Annotated in this window: 9 protein-coding genes; 4 read left to right on the top strand and 5 right to left on the bottom strand. The window is 37.2% G+C overall.

What is annotated here, in order from left to right:
* Nucleotide 1: 1 nt before the first annotated feature.
* Together VH441_RS01230 and VH441_RS01225 are read right to left on the bottom strand one after the other, a co-directional pair.
* Nucleotides 2–796 carry a hypothetical protein gene (locus VH441_RS01230; protein WP_434353672.1) on the bottom strand — a complete coding sequence of 265 codons (795 nt, stop codon included), beginning with the start codon at nt 794–796 and terminating at the stop codon, nt 2–4.
* 45 nt (nt 797–841) lie between these two features.
* Entirely contained in the window at nt 842–1,309 is a 468-nt protein-coding gene (locus VH441_RS01225; protein WP_434353671.1) for a (deoxy)nucleoside triphosphate pyrophosphohydrolase, read from the bottom strand.
* 261 nt (nt 1,310–1,570) lie between these two features.
* Between VH441_RS01225 and hemP the strand changes: the two genes are divergently transcribed.
* On the top strand, nt 1,571–1,729 hold the full coding sequence (gene hemP, locus VH441_RS01220; protein WP_434354334.1) for a hemin uptake protein HemP: 159 nt from the start codon (nt 1,571–1,573) through the stop codon (nt 1,727–1,729).
* A 142-nt stretch (nt 1,730–1,871) separates the two neighbouring features.
* On the opposite strand, the gene VH441_RS01215 is transcribed toward hemP, so the two are convergent.
* Nucleotides 1,872–7,202 carry a translocation/assembly module TamB domain-containing protein gene (locus VH441_RS01215; RefSeq protein ID WP_434353670.1) on the bottom strand — a complete coding sequence of 1,777 codons (5,331 nt, stop codon included), beginning with the start codon at nt 7,200–7,202 and terminating at the stop codon, nt 1,872–1,874.
* A gap of 130 nt (nt 7,203–7,332) precedes the next feature.
* Complete coding sequence (locus tag VH441_RS01210; RefSeq protein ID WP_434353669.1) at nt 7,333–10,401, bottom strand: autotransporter assembly complex protein TamA; 3,069 nt, start codon at nt 10,399–10,401, stop codon at nt 7,333–7,335.
* Nucleotides 10,402–10,760: 359 nt separating this feature from the next.
* Between VH441_RS01210 and VH441_RS01205 the strand changes: the two genes are divergently transcribed.
* The 3 genes from VH441_RS01205 (at nt 10,761) to VH441_RS01195 (ending at nt 15,333) form a co-directional block, all read left to right on the top strand.
* Nucleotides 10,761–12,074, top strand: a complete 1,314-nt coding sequence (locus VH441_RS01205; protein WP_434353668.1) for an MFS transporter — start codon at nt 10,761–10,763, stop codon at nt 12,072–12,074.
* A 167-nt stretch (nt 12,075–12,241) separates the two neighbouring features.
* Nucleotides 12,242–13,036 (top strand): hypothetical protein, encoded by a 795-nt coding sequence (locus VH441_RS01200; RefSeq protein WP_434353667.1) that lies wholly within the window; start codon nt 12,242–12,244, stop codon nt 13,034–13,036.
* A gap of 134 nt (nt 13,037–13,170) precedes the next feature.
* Nucleotides 13,171–15,333: an esterase/lipase family protein gene (locus VH441_RS01195; protein WP_434353666.1), complete on the top strand. Its 2,163-nt coding sequence runs from the start codon at nt 13,171–13,173 to the stop codon at nt 15,331–15,333.
* Between the two features lie 48 nt (nt 15,334–15,381).
* On the opposite strand, the gene VH441_RS01190 is transcribed toward VH441_RS01195, so the two are convergent.
* On the bottom strand, nt 15,382–16,263 hold the full coding sequence (locus VH441_RS01190; RefSeq protein WP_434353665.1) for a ribonuclease HII: 882 nt from the start codon (nt 16,261–16,263) through the stop codon (nt 15,382–15,384).
* Nucleotides 16,264–16,339: the final 76 nt, after the last annotated feature.

Here is a 16,339-nt window from a genome sequence, read left to right as displayed (position 1 = left end):
TTTAACTATGTTTTAATGCTTGCCAAAATGCCTGTTTGTTTGCAGGGTTACCAAGCATTTGCTGTAGTGTTGGCAAACTTGTTAAACGCTTATCTTCTACGCCATCTGGCAATTGAGTTAAATTGGCTATGTTAATTTTTTCTGACTTTGCAAGCCTAAATATAAAACCTGTTAACGCAGCATTTGCAACCTCAACTGTATTATGGTTGCTTATTAAAGGAAACTTAATAGTTTGGATATCCAATTGTAGTGCGCGACATATGTTATTCCATAAGGTCAGCTCTTGTTCTGCTATTGTTTCCATATCTACCAACAATACCCAATTGGCAAAGCTCACACCTTGTAGTTCAAAAGGCACAACCAACTTTGACTCTTGTGTAGATTGTGGCACTAATTTTTGTTCTGTTTTAGCTAAATCCGCTGTTAAATTTAACTCTGTGCTTGCCTTATGTTCGGGTAATGGCTGAGCAATGTCCGTCGCATCAACAGCGGTGTTAACTTGGTCAACATCTAGTACTTGGCTATTTATCTGGTTATTTGCCTGAGTATCTGCTTGGCTACATAAGTTTATAGTCTGCTTGTTTTTAACCAGTTGATTGACGTCAAGCAAATCAAGCAGTTCATCTATGGTGACAAACTTTTTTTGCGTATTGTGAGTTACCCAACAATCAACCCCCATTTGTGCCAATATTTGACGCTGCTGAATAGCCTGCGCAAATTGTTTGTGCTGCTGGCTTAATGGCTGCCCAACCTGATTTATAGGAGAAGTTTTAGACTGTAACATTTGCTTTGACATAATGCAGAATCATAGCATAAAAAACCATTATCAAATACAAGATTGTTAACTGGTAAGTTTTGCTAGCCATTGTAAAATTTGTTTATTTGCATCTGGTAATGGATAATCACCAGCAATTAAGCCAGCTTTAGATACCCAGCGCATTGGTTGGTTCTCTCGCCCCACGGTGATATTTGAAAACTGACGATATTGAACATCATCGACTTCAACATGAAATACATGTAACTTAACCGTTTTAGTAGCATACTCATGACTAATAATGCCTAATGACTCTATTTGGCAGCCACTCACATCTAACCCAACCTCTTCGGCTACTTCTCTTATCAAAGATTGCGTTGCGGTTTCATCTGCTTCTATTTTGCCGCCAACAAACTCATATTTATTGCCTTGATGTTGATCAGCTGATCGATAGCCTAATAAATACAAATCTTGATAATAAATTACGGCAATGGCAACCTGCGTGATTTTCATGTTTGTTTCTTCATTTACATTTAGTGGATTATTATTCATCATTTTTTATACTCGTATTACGCTATTTATTTATAAAAACCTTGCCATAGAAACATTTCAGAAGTAAAAACCCCTGCTTGTTACAAAAGGTTACATAAATAGTAAATGATATTGATTCTCATCTATTGATTTATTTTTTAATTTAAATGATAATATCTATCAGTTAAGCAGTTAAAGCAAATTTTCATTTTTAACTTGCTAACTGGGTAATAAACTAACACATAAACATAGCTATGCTTTACTAGCAAGGAGCCAAAAATGACAATGTCAATCGCTAACTACTTTTCTAACCGCACACCACGTTTGCCAACTTTACAGTCTAACCATTTATTTGCGATGACTAAAGAAGTACGTATTGAGCATGAAGGTGAAGAATATCGTTTACGTTTAACCCGTAATAACAAACTTATTCTTACAAAATAATAATAACAATAAACAATAAAAAAAAGAGCAACTTGGCAAACTACTGCGGGTTGCTCTTTTTTTTATATCATTAAAAGGCAATGGCGCTTATATCTATTATCTATGTTGCACTGCCCTAGCTAATTATTAAAAAATCGGGTTGCTAAAAGCTCCAACTATAGACCACATCAACAAAGTTTTCTACCGAGGAGGTTGCCTCAACATACACACGGCGAGTTAATTGATAACGTGCCGACAATATGCTTTGTGCACTAAACACACCAATACCATAACGCAAATATAAATCTGGGGTTATGTACCCGGTAACATTGATATTAGTGTCATCACCATTGCCCGAGGCACTTAAGGTTAAACTCTGTAACCCCACTGCCCTACCAATTTGATTGGTGATATTACGTGTGCCACTTAATCCAACACTTAAACCAGCTGCTGTAATATTGTTAGTCACTTCAGAGCGAAAGCCCTCTTCGTTAATTTGCGTTGCTGCTTGGTTAGATATCCTACCTGTTACCAAGGCATTCATCGCTTGTTGCTCAGTTAGTCCTGCATTATTAAATACCGTAATATCAGGGCTTGATAATTTACCTTTTGCCCGTAAGCCAACTGTCCTACCTTCAATTTCATTTGCTGCTTCAATACTTACCAAAGGCTCTTGCAAATAGCCATTAAATTTAAACTGTGCAAAATTGAGTCCAAGACTCTGACCAAACACATCAACTTTTGTACGGCGCGCTACTTTAACCGCACCTTTGGCACGCATTGGTTCTTGATCTTTTTGAGACACCACCAATGCCCCTGTTAATGGAAGTTCTGCACCAAAACCTTTAAAGTTAACGTCTTTACCAAGGTCTATGCCAACATTTGCATTAATTAGCCAAGGTATTGAAGTGGCAAGTACTTCATTCAGGTTACCAATAATACGGCGGTCAAGTACCACAGCATCTGGCGTTTTAGTAACAATGTTTTTAGTGGTTTCTGGCGGTCTGATGGTGGCAGTTGGCACGGTCACAATACCTTCAACATCCAGAATTTTTTGTAACGGCTTAACAATGATTTCTATATCTGGATTAATTTTTGCCGTCAACAGTGGTGGTTGTGTGACATATAAGTTTTCGCCAGACAGATTTAATTTAGCCTGTAGATCTGATTGCCAATCTATCGTACCGCCAATTTTTCCAACACCCTCGCCACTATTAAAACGCCCCGTTAAATTAGCTTGCGCGCCCTCTATTTTTGCATTGGCATTCACTTTTGTTAAGTTAATTGGCAACCCAAGAATAGAAATTTGACCATTTTCTAGTTTAAAATCACCATTAAATAGAGGCTTACTTAGCGAGCCATTTAAATCACCAACCAAGCTGGCATTGCCTTTTAAAGTACGTATACCTGGAAAAAAAGGTTTAAAGATTGCAAGATTTAGTTGATTTAGTACCAGCTTACCAGAGATAGGTTTGGCAGCTTTATATGGATCAATGACAACATCCGCATAGCCAGTTGCTCTTCCACCACTTTTAATATTTGTACGAATACGCAATCCATCAGGTTGGGTTTTAGCAATTAAAGAAACACGTTCATAAGGGACGGTTAAAGTGGTGTTATCTTCTTCTTGAACCAGCCCAATGCGCCCATTATCAGAATATAAAATGGCATCTACGTTTGGGTTGCCTCCTTTGTGCCAATCAACATTAGCATTACCACTAACCGTCGACTCCCAAGACATTTCTTTGGGTAACACAATCGATAAAATACCTGTATCAATTTTTTGGATAGCAAGGTTTACTTTACCTTTAGTGGACGATGCCATCATATCTTCACGTAAGCAAAGTTTGCCATCAAATTTATCGGCTCGCCAACAATGCGCGGCAACGTCAACTTTTGGATTCTGTAAATTTAGCTTAAGCTCTGCAGGCTGCTGTTGTACAAGGGTTGTATACTTGCTAATGGTTTTACCATTGCCCAGCACGCCAGCCCATTGCATCGTTTGATTGTCATATGCCCCTTTTAAAACGCCAGAAACGGTTACTTTTGGATTAGTTACAGCAAAATTAACCGTATGATTGGACATTTCTCCACTATAAACAGCATTTATATTGTCAAACTTTTTATTACCATATTCTAGGTCACTTGCAGTCAAAACAAGTTGGCTATTACTGTTACCAAAGTTTTCTAATTTACCTTTGATATGCCCTTTTGCTAACAATAGGTTTGGTAATGCGACACGACTTGCAACCATATCAACCAAAATGGTTGGTAACGCTTGCTTATCTTTTTGAATAATCGTCAACCCACCAGCAATATCACCATTTAACTTGTCTGATATTTGTACAAGGTTTTCAATATCAACACGTGTTTGTAGATTGTTTTTATCTCCATTGGCAGTAATATGATTATCACCCCAATGGATATTCAAGTTTTGAGCATCCAACTTTTCTACTAAAGTTTGCACCTGTTGGTATTGATTTTGCAGCTTATTACCACGCAAACTTTGCATATATGCTTGTATGTTTTTTGGTAATCTTAACCTTGCATCTAAACCACCTTTTGCCACTAATGGCTTATTCTTTAATTGCCCAGTGATATCTATATTCTGGATATTTAAAACTTGTAACTTATCTGACCAGCTACCTGTGGTTTGTATATTACCGGATAATTTACTTGGCATATCAGCAACAAAATAACCTAGATTAAAATCTTTCATATCAGAGTTTAATTGCCATTGATAACCATTTGCCAGTCCCAGTTGCCCTTTAGCATTAATTAACCCAGCTTCCCCCTGATGGAACAAGCGATCAATAATTAATTTTTTTGCATTACCCGAAGCATTCACCACTAACTGACCAGATGGCACTTTATTGCTAGGTGATTGATTGGTAGGTGATTGAGACAATAAGTTGCCTGCAAAATTAAGCGTAAAGTCTCCGATCTGACTAAAGATTGATTGAGTTTTAGCTTGGGTATCTTTTGTATGCAAGATACCGGTTGTATCTATTTTTCCAGACACAATGGCAGGATAAGACTTACTAAAGTAACCTAAATTAAACTTATCCATATCTCCGGTAATTTGCCATTGATACCCATCCTTCAGGTTCACTTTACCTTTGGCATTTAAAATACCGGCATCACCACTGTGCTTTAATTGATTGATAAACAAAACGTTGTTTTTGGTAAAACCATCTACCTGCAACCTGCCAGCGGGTAAGTTAGGGTGTTCGACATTACCATCAAAATTTAAAGCCAAATTAGCCAGCGAACCTGAACCGCCATGATTATTGACAGAGTCCCACACCCCTTGCGTGTTTAATTTACCGGTAATAACAGCAGGATTATCAGCCGATAACGTACTTAAATCAAATTTAGCTAAATTTGCGTTAATATCCCAAGCCAGTTTTTGGTCATTATCGAGCTTACCCGTTGCAGAAAAAGTACCAGCATCACCTGTATAGGCAAGCTTGTCAAATTGCATCGATTTTGGTGTGCCAGCAACATCCACTTGCCAGCTTCCTTTTGGCAAGCCGCTGGTTTCAACTTTTGCATTGGCTTGGACATCAAACTTATCTAACCCATCATTTGCCATCCATACAGCTGCCGTTCCTTGCGCACCATTAGCTTGAATTTTTCGTTTATCCAAGCTGTCATCAAACCAAGCAGTTAAGTCAGCATCTTTAAACTCAACCGTGTGTTTTTGCACAGTTTTAACTTTTTTATTGTTATTTGCCGTTATGTTTTCTAATTTACCACTCGCCAAAACGTGACCGCTAATACGCTCAATTGGCACACTATCTTGATAAGTTTTTAACAAAAATTCATTGGTGTTAACATCAAACTGCCAACTTAGAGGACGTTTTTTAGTGGCTAATAAGACATGCCCTTTACCTTTTAAATCACCGACTTGACCCTTATAATTAAGGTCATTCACCCATACTTTATTGTTTTTTATAATAAGCTTGGTGTCATAATCACCAATGGGTGCAAAACTTAACTTATTAATATTGGCTTGCGTGTCTATGCTGATACGGCTACCTTGCACCACAACATTTGCGACACCAGAGGCACTGTCAACCACACCCAGTCCATCTGGTGCATTTTTACGATAATAGTTTTTCCAATTTGCTTTTACATACCAAGGCGTTGTTGGTTGCCGTCTATTTGGTTTACCACGGGCAACCTGAACATCTACTAATTCACCATCATCTTGTTTTAATAAAAAGTCGTATTGAGGTTGATCTTGTAAATTTTTGGTATCAAAGTTAAAAGCTAATTCACCTTTTAGTTGATCCGGTAAATAACCTTGATAATTGGCATAATCGTTTGGAATCAGTTTTTTAAGGTTATAGTCTTGTGAAGAAAAAACAAGCTCTGATTTAAAAGGACCTTCCCAATCCAGCAGACCCGTTGCGTTTAACTCACCATTTGGTGTATCCACAGCTAAGTATTCAATATCAAGCTCACTCGATGGTTTAATCCGTGCTCTACCTTGATAATGACCATCTGGTATCAAGCTAGTATTTGAAGAAACATCAGTGTTCACTCTCATCTCAATATCAGACGTTATCCCAGAAAAATTGGCAATCCCAGAACTTAAGCCAACTTCTTGTGAGGTAAAATAAGGTAGCATTACTTTATCCCACACAAGTTTTGCTTCAAAGGGTGCATTAGAATCCAGTGACTGAATATGAAACTCGCCATCCACTTTATGGTCGTTATAACGACTTTTAACTTTACCAAACGTGCGTTTTAAACTCCCCTTCGCGTCAATTTGCAAATCGTCAATATAAGCTTTTTTAAGAAACTCTGCCGAGGCAACAGCGGTAACATTAAGCGGATAATCACCCTCTAAACTTATATCACCTTTTACCTGACTAATATTGAGGTCATTACCATAAACAACATTAGCACGACCAACTGTTATTTTGGGACCAATCCATGTTAAGTTTTTAGCATCAATATCTGATAATACAAACTCACTTCGTTTAGGCTGGGTATAACTAATCTTGCCAATTTTAGCCTTATCTAAACGCATATTAACTGGCAGTTGTAAAGTTTTATAGTCGTATGGCTTGCCATCTGGCAACTTTGAATTAACAATTTTTATATGATTAATATCTGCATCGCTTAGGTGTAACTCGCCAACAAACAACGCACGCCAACCAATTTTGACATAAGCCTTATCGACCTCTGTTACCATATCATCCTTTGGAATGAGTAGGTCTGTTATCCAGATGCCATCACGTAGGTTACCTTTACCATAGTTAATTTCTAGCCCAGTTTCTTGTGCAATCTTATCTAAAAAAAACTCTGTGCCTCTATCTGTACCAATTGCAATATAAAAAATGACAAACATTAATAGCATTAACAATAAAACAAATGCTAATAGCTTCAATAAAAATGATAAAGGATAATGGCGCTTTAATGCTTTTGCATCGCGCTCGGCAGGAGTTTGGTTAGAATTTGGCTCAGGAGTGTTTTCAGCCATAGTAACAACAAATCTTTTTTAAATTTTAATAGTTAAACCATTTTAATCAAATAAAGCGATTTAAACAAATCGCTTTATTTAAACAATATCATGCTCAGATTAAATCACCATTTATTACTTATTTATATCATCATAGTGGTGAGCCTATAAAAAAGTGTAAGCGAATCGGTTTGTTTTCTTCACTTACCCCAGCAGCAACATCTAATCTAACTGGTCCAATTGGCGATGCCCAGCGGATGCCTAAACCAGTGCCGACTTTTGTATCTGTGGTAAAGTCTTTATCATAAGCATTACCAACGTCAGTAAAAATGGCAGCTCGTAAACCAGGAATAAACTCATAGTTATATTCTGCACTACCTACTGCCAAAATTTCACCACCGGTTAGGTAGCCATTTTCAAGTGGCGATAGGCTCTTGTAATCATAGCCCCTAATACTTTGGTCACCACCGGCAAAAAACCTTAATTGATAAGGTACATCTGTAAAGTTGTTTGACCACAAGTAGCCGGCATCTAACTTACCCAATACTTGGTGTTTGTCACTTTCACCAAAACTGTATATGCCACTCGTGCCCGCTTTTGCTATGACTAAGTTGGTGTCTGTTAATGCACCTTCAGCACCTACTTCTAACGAATAATGCTGCTTCCAACCTTTTTTGGGGTTAGTAATACTATCAGCCACGGTTTTGTTGAGTGCATAACCTAATAACAGGGCTTCTTGTCTTGGGTTGCCTGAAGTAAACCTAACTGGTAGATTTTCATATTCTGATTGTTCAACACCCGTTTGCAAATCGTCTCGACGATAACGGAGTGAATAATTACGATTCCAACCATTATCAGAGATAATATTACGAGACACGCTACCAAGATAGGAGCGAGTTGTTAAATCAAAGTTCCCCTTGCCTTGATCAATTTGTTCTTCTTTATAACTAACACTGCCATTTAAAGTATCATTGAGCGGGTGTTTCCAAGGTCTGCTGACATAAGCAGTTGCCCCCTTTTCAACATTTGACCAAAAACCTTCAACCCCTGCTTTATACCCATCTCTATTAAGCAGATTATTGTCAAATTTTGACCTTACCCGAAACCCTGTATCGGTACCATAGCCCACACCAAACTCGGCATCTCTCGGCTTATCTGCTGTGACCATAACATAAACTGGAACTTTTTTGCTTTGTTCAACATCTTCTGGCGTTTGTTTACCTGCCAGCTCTGCCTTGCCATCCGTTTCTAGTAATGGTTGATTGACCTCATCCGGTAATATTTTAGTAGCGACATCGCTAATGGCATTACTTAACTTACCAAGGATGCTTTTGGTTTCATAAGGGATTTCATCTAGCACGGCGTCGTCTGGTGCATTATAAAGCCTGTCCGCTTTTGCCTGAATTTCTTCCAGCTTTTGGGTGGTGGTTTCATCAATACTAAATTCAAGTGGTGCTATTTCTTCTTCAGTTGTATCCTCGTCAAGTAAAGCATTCTCATCTGGCTGCTCACTAGGCTCTGTACCAGCAGAGTCTTCAAAATCTAACCATTCATCCGCATTTTTTGCTGATTTTTTTGTTGGCAATATACTTTCAACATGGATACCATCAAAATATCTAGTAGCAAATAAGTCATTTGTTAGTTCAACAATTTTAGAGCTATCATAACCTTCATTGACTTGATAACTGACCAGTTGCTCTAATAACTCTTTTTTTACTGGTAATTTATCAGGATCACTGGTTAACTCTCCTGTTTTTTTATCACGGGTAAAAAACACAATATCATCAAATGCATAACGGTTTCCAGACTCATACACCAAACTCATATCAGCAACATTATCTGGTAAGATAATATCAACCGATCTTTCTAGCCAGTCACCATCAAAATAGCCATATTGGCTACTCACTGCCTCAATCGCACCTTTTGTTTGCTTATATTGATGATGATTAAACACATCACCCACCTGCAAGCGGGCTTTATCACGGACATTTTGGTAAGGTTCAAAGTTTTCACCTTCGCCACCTACTTTAACGACTCGGTTTTCTACAACCACAGGTTCACCCAGTGATTCGATAACCACATCTATCTGCTTACTATCTGGTTGGGTAAACTTCATCTTGACATCATAGTAACCAACCGCCTCAGCAGCATCTTTTGCAGCCGTGCGTATGAGTGGCAAAGCCGCCATAAAGTCGGTTACCATATCAACAGGAAAGTTATCTATCGCAGCTTTAATATTTTTTGCCGGTTGCTTGTCGGTATCAACCGTAATTAATTTGCCTTTTTCTCCGTTAGCTTGGGTAGCAGAACGAATATAAATATTAGAATTAACACGTGCTAATGGCAATTGCCCATCATTAAACAAGTTTGCATATACCTGTTCAAATAAATTACCTTTTTGCGAAGATTCCGTTACATCATCTTTATCTTGATTGCTTTCAAGGCTATTTAAAGTGTCATTGATGAATGAGTTATTTGTTGGAGCACTATTATTAGTTGAACTGATATTGGTTGAACTATTATTGTCTTCTGATAACACCGGTGATTGGTCAGTAGGTAAAATAATAGGCTCAAGCGCATTCGTTAGGTTCGCTGTAGGTTTTGTTTGCGCTGGCTCGACTATCGAATCCACAGCGGTAATATCTAAACCTATTGGCTGTGTCGTACTCCCGAGCTTTGCAACAGGCATATTAAATTGTGCATTATTTTCTGCCTGTCTACTGGTTTCATCTAATTGGGATTGCAACTCTTTTTCTGTTAGCATTTGATAGGTTGATTTTTGACTTTGTCCATTAAGGTCAGCCAATACATCTTTTGCATTGCCTATAATAAAGCTGGTTGCTGTATTATTGTTGTTCAGTTCATTTTTTTGATGAATTCGGTTAAATAAATTTGAGTTTTTTTGTACAAGATCCTGTGCATAGGTTTCAAGTGCAACTTCAGAAATTAACCCAGCCTCAACCGCTTGTTTTAAACGTACAATTTCCAACGCTTGCTGTACTTCAGTATCAGACAGTTCAGTTAATTTTTTATCATTAACTTTTTTACCTTTATTTAATAAATCAACCCAATTACTACCTTCGTTATCAGTCACCTCATTACTTTTTGGGGTTTCTGTTGCAAACGCAAAAGCAGGATAGCACGAGAGGGCAATAAAAATAGCAGTAGATAACTTTTTGATTTTTGCAATATGAGAAATATTAGGCACTTCATGACTCACAAAATGCTTGACACAACTTTTCTTAGTTGAGAGCACCGATATATGAGCATTTGTTTTTAATTTTTGTAATTTCAAAATATAACTCTTTTCGTCTTTATCTGAATCTATTAATCTGGGGCTGTTGAACTGTCACGCTGACTTTAGAAATCCTTGCTAAGTCATTTAGATATCTAAATATTTGCATTTATCCCATTTATTCATTTATGTTATGTATGGTTTTATTCACATTAACCCTAAATTATTGTTATGATAGCGTGCAAAGATGAAAAAACCTAGTGAGAAATCATCTCATTTTGTTATTTTTTTTGACACAATAGACACAAAACAATAATAAATTCTATATATTTAAAGGATCCCCCATGTCTAACCAATTTCAGCTGTTTGGTTTACAAAGGTTTAGGTCAATGTTTGCTACCCAGTTTTTAGGGGCATTTAACGATAATGTGTTTAAGCAAGCGCTACTGTTGGTACTTACTTATTCTGCGGCTAGTCAAATGGGGATAGAAATAAGTATTTTAAATAACCTTGCGGCCATGCTGTTTATTTTGCCTTATTTTTTATTTTCAGCCGTTGCGGGGCAATTAGCCGATAAATACGAAAAATCAAAACTAACACGCTATATAAAAATACTTGAAATCATTATCATGATTTTAGCAACCGTTGGTTTTTTTATGCAGTGGTACTGGGTACTGTTTTTAGCATTATTTTTATTAGGGACACAATCAACCTTTTTTGGTCCCATTAAGTATTCTTACTTACCACAAGCCATGCATAGCGATGAGCTGGTTGGTGCAAATGGTTTGTTCCAAATGGGAACCTCTCTATCCATTTTGCTTGGTATGATTATTGCCGGCATTTTAACGCAACAAACCAACCCAACTGTTTGGATTTGTGGCACCGTTATGCTTGTCGCTATTTTAGGATATTTGGCTTCTACCCGAATACCTAACACACCAGCGATGCAACCAAAACTAAATATTAATTGGAACATTATCACAACCAGTTGGCAAACCGTACGCTACTTATATTCACTTCCTTTACTATTTTTCATTATTTTAGGCAACAGTTGGTTTTGGTTTTATGGCGCAACCTTTTTAACTCAAGTGCCCGAGTTTAGCAAAAAAATCTTACATGGTAATGAATCTGTCGTTATCTTTATGCTCATGCTATTTTCTGTTGGCGTATCAATTGGCTCTGTTTTGTGCAAAACCTTAACAAAAAACCAAATCAGCTTGCGTTTACTACCCTTTGGCATTGGTGGGCTTAGCCTTTTTGCAGTAGATTTATACTTTTCTCTTTCTGGCTTAAATGTTAACAGCCAACACCTTTATGACTTAACTGGCATATTTATGGTTGACGGTATCTGGCGAATATTTTTTGATTTGTTTTTCCTTGGTTTTAGTGGCGGTTTATTTATTGTACCTTTATATGCTTACATGCAGGCATATTCACCAGAAAGCCACCGTGCCAGAATAGTTGGCGCAAATAATATTTTTAATGCGTTATATATGGTAACTTCTGCAATTTTTGCTATTATTATGCTTAATGTCGTTAAACTAAGCTTACCTCAGCTATTTTTAGTAACTGGCATTTTAAACTTATTTTATGGTTTCTTTTTATACACCAACCTAAAAAAACATGAAAATAGTCTAACAATCCAAACACACGACTAGTTGTAAAAGCAAGGCATCATGTCAAAACTTAAAAAATGGCATTGAGACTTTATAAAAAATTGAGCAACACTTTTAACAATCTTACTACTGAGTAATTTGTATAACTTTTGCTAGGCTATACAAAACAAATAGACACATGGAACTAACGAAAACAAGGTTTTAAAATTATGAAAAAAACACAACTTCTTGGATCTGTCCTTGCAGCATCTATTTTAACAACACAAACTGGTTGTGTAACAGATGGCTCCAACCCTTTTTCTGGTATGGGAAGCTCATCAACAACAATTTCTAACGCTACGGGTAAAGCACCCACCCCGACTGTATCGATTAGTGATATCGAGTTTGTGCCAAGCGTTAGCATTGCAAAAAACCTAATGGGCGAACAATTAGATGTAACAAATGTTGATGCTTTTATTGCCGAAGCCTCGCCAAATGCCCGTCATTACCCACCAAATTTTCCAAACAAACAGCAACGCTACAACACACGCACCGCTATCAAACATTATGTTAATTGGATTGATGAGCATGCAATGGCACCCAATGCCTCTTACGATGTGCTAATACGTGCTGCGGAGCTAAACGGTATGGCTCGCAACTTAGACATGGGTTCAGAATATGCGGTTAGAGCCAGTAATTATGTTGCAAAGGCCTTAAAACTTAAAAGCACGCCTGAAGCAAACACGCTTTATGGTTTTTTACTTGCCGAAGGTGGTGGCTTTAAAGAAGGGCAAAAATATCTCGATCGTGCCATTGCACTTGGCTCAAAAGAAGCCATTCAGAGCGCTGCACAAACAGATTTAATGAGAGATAGACGAAGCTCCGCTTTATCACGTTTAAAACAATTAAAATTACAACACCCGGTGGATCCTATTTTAGATCAGCAAATTGCCATCATAGAAAGTGGTAAATATTATATTTGGGATATTCCTGCACCAAACATTAACGTTAAACACATTTATTAATTTTTAATTCTCAATAAAGCATTCATGCTTTGTACTCTCTGTTTTCTATGATTGTATGTTAAGATAAAACCCAGCTAACCGTTGGGTTTTATTTTTTTAGTTTATATTTTAAAGCAAATTTTAAGAGATATAACATGCTTGGCGCTCGTAAAACACAAACAGTATTAAAACAAACAATCGTTTTTACGGCGATTACGGGTGCAGTTGTCCTCAGTTTATCAGGCTGTAGTACTATTTCTGTCAAATCACAAGACCCGATCGAGCAGTTAGTCAAGCAACGTGAAAACGTCATTACCTCAAAAAATCTCAGCTCAAACACTTATTCTAGTTTACATACAGCAGGGCTGGATGAACAAAGCTGTTTTAGTGACTTTAATGATTGCCTAACACAAATTAAAGACAGTCAATACTCGACGGCTTACACCCCCCGTCAACTATCTATTTTGGCTGAACTCCATTACGACCATGCTTTAAAAATTACCAAAAAAAAGCAATGTAAAACCTTTTTTAATAAAAACGGACAAATTATTGCCCCGGCAGTCAATCAAACTCAAGCCTGTATTATTGATTACCAAAGCAACTTATTGAGTGCTATACGCTATAGTTATGCTTATTTGTTTTTTGATCAATTAACTAATCAAAACTATAAAAAAGCAAAGCTGGCAAATGATTTAGATTTTCAAACGCAAGATATTTATAATGCGGCTAGCAATAATATTATAGAAAGCCTTTATAAAAGTGCCAATGAACAGCCATCTATCAATCATGACAACAAAAAAATTAACGCTAATCAACAGTATCGGTTAATGAGCCGTACAATTGCCAATAACCAACTAAACGTTTTTGTGCCCAACGATCAAAAACTCACCAGCTCATCGTTTAATAAAGCGGGATCATATGCAGATATTGAACACTTAACCCCAACAGCAAGCTTAAAGCTTTCTGGCTTAAACACCATCAGTAAAAGAGCAGGCTTTGGCACTAGCTATCTAGCCCAACTGCATGGTCGCCAAAAAACCAGTGTCTTTAATGAGTTGGAGTCTTCTAATAACAACCAAACACAATACGAAACTGATGACCCACATACTCGTATCTACCCAACAGGAAACTTGCTTTTAACCAGTGTTATCCTACCAAAAGGTAAAAATTTAGATACTGTGTTATCTACGCATTCATTTAACATACACCTTTACAGTCCATTTAAAGATAAAACCGTTAACATATTGGGTGATGAATACCCATTAGCTGCAAACTTTACAGCAAGTTATGCCAGCTGGCTGGTAGAAAATCAACTATCTCAAGTTGGCTATTTAAACATGTTGTACCAAAAACAGCATCAAAGCCTACCTCGTTTATTTATGCTGGAACCCTACAACCCTAATAAACGAATAATCATTATGATGCATGGGCTTGCTTCAAGCCCCACAACTTGGGTAGGACTAACCAACGATATTTTAAATGACCCAAAATTACAAGAAAGCTATCAAGTTTGGCAGGTTTTCTACCCAACCAACATGCCTATGTTAGAAACACGCTATCAAGTGCAGCGGTTGATTTTAGCAGCTTATAAATTGATAGATGCGGACAATACAACGACTGCTGGGAAAAACAGTGTGATTATTGGTCATAGTATGGGAGGGGTGATTTCTCGCATGATGCTGTCAGACAATGATTTAACCAAAAATTTTAATGACCTTGTTAACAGCCCCAACGACCCAGAAGCAATACAAAATAATGAATTAAACAACTTTTTATTAAACACCTACCATCAGCCATCATTAGCAGGGCGTTTTAAACTCAATGCCATACCACAAATAGATACTGCTATTTTTATTTCGTCTCCTCACAGAGGGACTAAGTTTGCCGATTTATGGTTTACTAAAGCTTTACGTAAAATTATAAAGCTGCCCGCAGAGATTGTACGACTTGATATTGGTAATGAAGAACAAAAAATTTCTAATACCTCTTTAGGTGCATTACTGTTAAGAAACGGTGCAAGCCAATTAAGTGATAAATCTGCTTTTATGCAGCTCACCAATAATGTAAAGATTAACTCAAGAGTTAGTTACCACAGCATTATGGGAAATGCGAAAGATGAACTGGTATCGCGCTTAGAAGTATTTGAAGATAATCAAAGTTCGGATGGTATTGTGCCTTACAAAAGCTCACATCTTGAGGGAGCAAAATCAGAGACCATTATTTCAGGTGGGCATGATATCCATACCAACCCAAAAACAGTGGTCGTTTTACGCAAAATTTTGCACACACATTTAAAAGCACATCCCATTAAAAAGTAAACTGTACAAGTAAACGATAAATTTTTTTGTTTGCTAGTAATAGCTACTCTATTCCTGTCCTTCTAATGCCCTTTTTACAGGCGCAAAGCTACGGCGATGTTCAGCCAATACGCCATGTTTTTGTATTGCTTCTATATGTGCTTTGGTTGGATAACCTTTGTGGTTCTCAATTTTATAGTTAGGGTGTTTTTTTGCAAGCGCATACATTAAGGCATCTCGGCTAACCTTTGCCAATATACTCGCAGCGGCAATACTGCTATCGGTTGCATCCCCTTTTACCACTGCTTGCTGTGTCGTTTGACTAGCATGCAATCCAAGTGTTTGATAAAACTCTGTATCAACCTGTGGCACCTTATTACCATCATATAAAAAAAGCATTGGTTGGTTTTTTGTTGATAAACCAGCTTTATTTACCTCAGACATTAATGCAGCAAGCAACTCATCGCCTGCTATTCGCATCCCCAAAAGGGAGGCTTGCAAAATGTTAATTTCATCAATGACACTGGCAGGTACTTCTACAATACTATACCCAATGGCTACTTTAGGGATAATTTCAAACAGTGCTTCTCGTTTTTTTTCGCTAATTTTTTTTGAGTCATTAATGCTGCTAATTGGCGTGTTTGATAAATCTAGCTCACTAAACAGTCCAGATAAATCTGATGGTAACATAACCGCACTCACCGTCACACTACCAAGTAATGGACCTCGACCTGCCTCATCAATGCCTATTTGTAATTTATCCTTTGATACATTGCTAATATCTGATTCCACCATGCTATCGAACTGTTTACTTAACTGCTTGCAATTAATATGCGTGTTTACATTAATGGTATCAGGCTCAAATAATACAGCTTGGCGTTTTTCTCCTAACCCAAAGTTATTATAAGAATGATGAATTAAATCAGATAAAACAATTTTTTTTGTTGTCATAATGTGGGCTTAATTTATATAAAAAATAAAAAGGTACTTTAAAGACATGTTTTGTAGCATGTGAGAATAAACAAAG

This window comes from Psychrobacter sp. HD31 (assembly GCF_051097895.1).
GTDB lineage: Bacteria > Pseudomonadota > Gammaproteobacteria > Pseudomonadales > Moraxellaceae > Psychrobacter.
The sequence above is the reverse complement of the archived record's forward strand: the minus strand, read 5'-3'. Positions and strand labels throughout refer to the sequence as shown.

Excerpts from the sequence above, each read along its gene's own strand:
- VH441_RS01230 (WP_434353672.1), bottom strand. The coding sequence starts at position 796 with ATGTCAAAGCAAATGTTACAGTCTAAAACTTCTCCTATAAATCAGGTT.
- VH441_RS01225 (WP_434353671.1), bottom strand. The coding sequence starts at position 1,309 with ATGATGAATAATAATCCACTAAATGTAAATGAAGAAACAAACATGAAA.
- VH441_RS01205 (WP_434353668.1), top strand. The coding sequence starts at position 10,761 with ATGTCTAACCAATTTCAGCTGTTTGGTTTACAAAGGTTTAGGTCAATG.
- VH441_RS01190 (WP_434353665.1), bottom strand. The coding sequence starts at position 16,263 with ATGACAACAAAAAAAATTGTTTTATCTGATTTAATTCATCATTCTTAT.
- VH441_RS01215 (WP_434353670.1), bottom strand. The coding sequence starts at position 7,202 with ATGGCTGAAAACACTCCTGAGCCAAATTCTAACCAAACTCCTGCCGAG.
- VH441_RS01200 (WP_434353667.1), top strand. The coding sequence starts at position 12,242 with ATGAAAAAAACACAACTTCTTGGATCTGTCCTTGCAGCATCTATTTTA.
- hemP (WP_434354334.1), top strand. The coding sequence starts at position 1,571 with ATGTCAATCGCTAACTACTTTTCTAACCGCACACCACGTTTGCCAACT.
- VH441_RS01195 (WP_434353666.1), top strand. The coding sequence starts at position 13,171 with ATGCTTGGCGCTCGTAAAACACAAACAGTATTAAAACAAACAATCGTT.